At 29.7% G+C, this 3,088-nt stretch carries 4 protein-coding genes; all 4 read right to left on the reverse strand.

Features of this window, described 5'->3' with window-relative positions:
• Positions 1–407: PH domain-containing protein (locus RWS90_RS07755; RefSeq protein WP_314550228.1), on the reverse strand; the 407-nt coding region annotated here is incomplete at its 3' end.
• Complete coding sequence (locus RWS90_RS07760) at positions 400–1,905, reverse strand: PH domain-containing protein (protein ID WP_314550230.1); 1,506 nt, start codon at positions 1,903–1,905, stop codon at positions 400–402. The genes RWS90_RS07760 and RWS90_RS07755, both read right to left, overlap by 8 nt.
• Positions 1,892–2,398, reverse strand: a complete 507-nt coding sequence (locus tag RWS90_RS07765; protein WP_314550232.1) for a PH domain-containing protein — start codon at positions 2,396–2,398, stop codon at positions 1,892–1,894. Before RWS90_RS07765 ends, RWS90_RS07760 begins: the two co-directional genes overlap by 14 nt.
• Before the next feature lie 17 nt (positions 2,399–2,415).
• Complete coding sequence (locus RWS90_RS07770) at positions 2,416–3,045, reverse strand: MBL fold metallo-hydrolase (RefSeq protein ID WP_314160103.1); 630 nt, start codon at positions 3,043–3,045, stop codon at positions 2,416–2,418.
• Positions 3,046–3,088: the final 43 nt, after the last annotated feature.

A 3,088-nucleotide genomic window follows, 5' to 3' on the forward strand; every position in this document is an offset into this window, starting at 1 on the left:
GATAGTTTGCTATATATCCCCGTTATTTCTATATTTGCCAATTTAAACTTTTTAGAAATAGGTCCTGTATGTATCGTAACGTCTTGAATGGTATTATAAGGCAAAGTTTTTTTACTCTTAAAAAAGACCCCTTCTACTTCTGCCACTCCCATCTCGTCTACTTCATAAGAATAATTTCTAATTACTAAAGGTGGAATAATTAAAGCCACTATTGCATATATTGTTAATATCACTAATATACCTAGACCAAGAAACTTATAATTTATTTCCGTTTTAAAATAGTCATATACACTTTTACCAATAACTGGTGATAAGAGAACTAGAGCATATATCCCAAAGTGTATTCTTATATATTGTACAGACCTCTGTGGTAAATTACACGATTTTTTTTCAAATATTCTACTCATAACCTACCTCCGAAACTATAAAATCTCTTTCTAATTTTTCTTTATATCCCTTATCATAATATTTCAACTTAATATCTGAGTTTGCTCCAATAGAATTTATTGATATATGAGCAAGATTTCTTTTACTCATAAAATAGTTCGTCCTACTATTAATTGTTCCTACTTTTTTGACCTTAATAAATTCTGTTATTATTGTTAATTGTCTCGTAAACGTATTCTTAAAGTAATGTCTATCATAAGAAAGCTCGTTATATTTCAACATATAGTTTTTAACTAAAATACTATACGAAACCAAGATAAGATAAAGAGCAAGCGAACTCAAAACTTTATACTCTAGCTTGAAATCAATATTAGCAAAATATAATATTGCAAATACTATTATCGGTAGAGGGCTACAATTAAACAAACTCCAACGATACAATGCAATTCTAGCTTTTCGTTGTATTTTCTCACTTTCTAAACTTCCATAGTACTCTAAATCAATACCTAGATTATTTTTCACAAAATTTTGTGCAAAATCTTTTTTTACTAGAGGCAAGACATCTATCGTAGATTTTTGCTCACTTAAATCTTCTGATACGTTATTAGTCAAGGTTTCAACAGATAATTTCGCAAGTCCGAAGAAACGATAACGCAAAGGATATATCAATTTTACACTTTGAATCCTGTCAATATCAATAACTAATGATTTTTTATTTAACAATCCATATTTACACAGTAAATTATTATCTTTTGTCGTAAGGATAAAGTTATAATATTTTACAATCGTATGAACAATCGATGCAATTACTACTAAAATCATAAATATCCCAATTATTATAAATATGGCTGTTATATTTCCCGCGACTGACTTAGCATTTTTTTGAAGAAGTTCGTCAAAATAAGCTTCGTTGTCGAAGAGATATTTGAATACATCTCGAATCTTACCATTTAATGCTAATATCAACCCTAAAGCTGCAAAGAACCTAACCCTAAGCAATCCATAAAATGCAAGATCTTTAACAGATAATCTTAGTATTTCTTTTTGAGACTCCTGTACTTTTTCTTCTTGATATGAAGCTATATCTTCAGATGCATCTTGTTTTAATTCTCTTAGTATATCAATTAAATTTAATGCGACTTCCTTCTTCAGAGGTTTTATCCTAATTTTACCTCCAACAAGGTTTATATCCACCGAAAGCAGATTAAACACTTGATACAATACGTTAGAACTCATGTCGATTGACTGGATATTTTCAAGATTTATATTTTTTGCTTCTTTATTTATTATTCCTTTTGTGTAAATTAGAGCCCCATCACGTACTTCATAACTTTTTAAGAAATAATCAAATATACCTATTACTATTAGTAGAAGAAATCCTGCTAAAACTAGTAAATAATATTTCCAATTTTGCTCTTTTAATGCCAGAATCATAAAAATACCAAATAATCTAAATCCTGTAATTACAGAATCCATAATAACCATAGGGTGTACTCGACTTTTTTTAATATTCTTCATCTTTATACCTCCTATAATTAAGATTGTTTTCTAGTATAATTAACAATAGGTTTTCTAACTGTTCTACATCTTTTTTAGAAACATAAAAGCTTAGTTTTTCCGAGCCAGTGTTTATACTAATCTTGTAAATATTGAATTTTTTCGAAAATATATTTTGTTTAATTGTATAATCTAGTATATTCCTAAGTGGTGCTACTTTCTCCAACTTAAAGAATGTATATATTAATGTTGAAGCTAGTTTAAAATGTTCATCTGTAATTTCAAAAAATGTATTGTACTCATATTTATCTCTTAACAACATTACAACACACTGATTTAAAAATGTTAGCCCTCCTATAATTATCCATAATGCAAGATAGTTATTTACCCCGAAAACCTCTTCAAACTTAATAAATTTAAAAATTATAGAAGCCAGAATAATAACCGCTAGACTTATTGACCAATCAATAAAGAAACTATAATTTATGGTTATTCTTCCTATATACTTTCTCATAAAATCCCTCCCTTTTTTTAACAACCGATAAGATTTAGACCTCGCTCGCGTTCTATCGTAGTCTCGTCCCCATGACCTGGATATACTATTTTCGCACCATCAAGCTTGAATAATACATTTCCTAGTGAATTTTTCAAGGCATCATAATCTGATCCATATAAATCATAACGACCAAAACCGCTTCTAAATAATGCATCTCCAACTACTACAAACTTACCAAAATCAAATGATACTCCCCCTGGAGAATGCCCTGGTGTTGGTAGAACTGTAAAACTTAAACCAGCAATTTCGTATTTTTTATTTTCCTCAAATTCAAATTCCGCCGGGTCTGTCATAGGTGGTCTTCTTAAACGGAACAATGTTGAACCGTTAAAATCCGGGTTTTGTAACCAATCACGTTCATGTCCTGAAATATATACAGGCACACCGTAGTGTTTTCTACACTCATCTAATGACATAATGTGATCAAAGTGAGCATGTGTTAATAATATCGCTTCAATCTTTACATTTAATTCGTCTACAGCTTTTTGTATTCTATCGAAACCTTCACCTGGATCGACAATAACTCCTCGCCCATCTTTATAAACTATATAGCAATTTTCATCTACCATATCCATTACTATTCTTCTAATTTCTGCTTTTGCCATTTTCTCAAAACCTTTCCATAATTATTGTTATCTCTATTTTATC

It is taken from the genome of uncultured Gemella sp., from assembly GCF_963529685.1.
Lineage (GTDB): Bacteria > Bacillota > Bacilli > Staphylococcales > Gemellaceae > Gemella.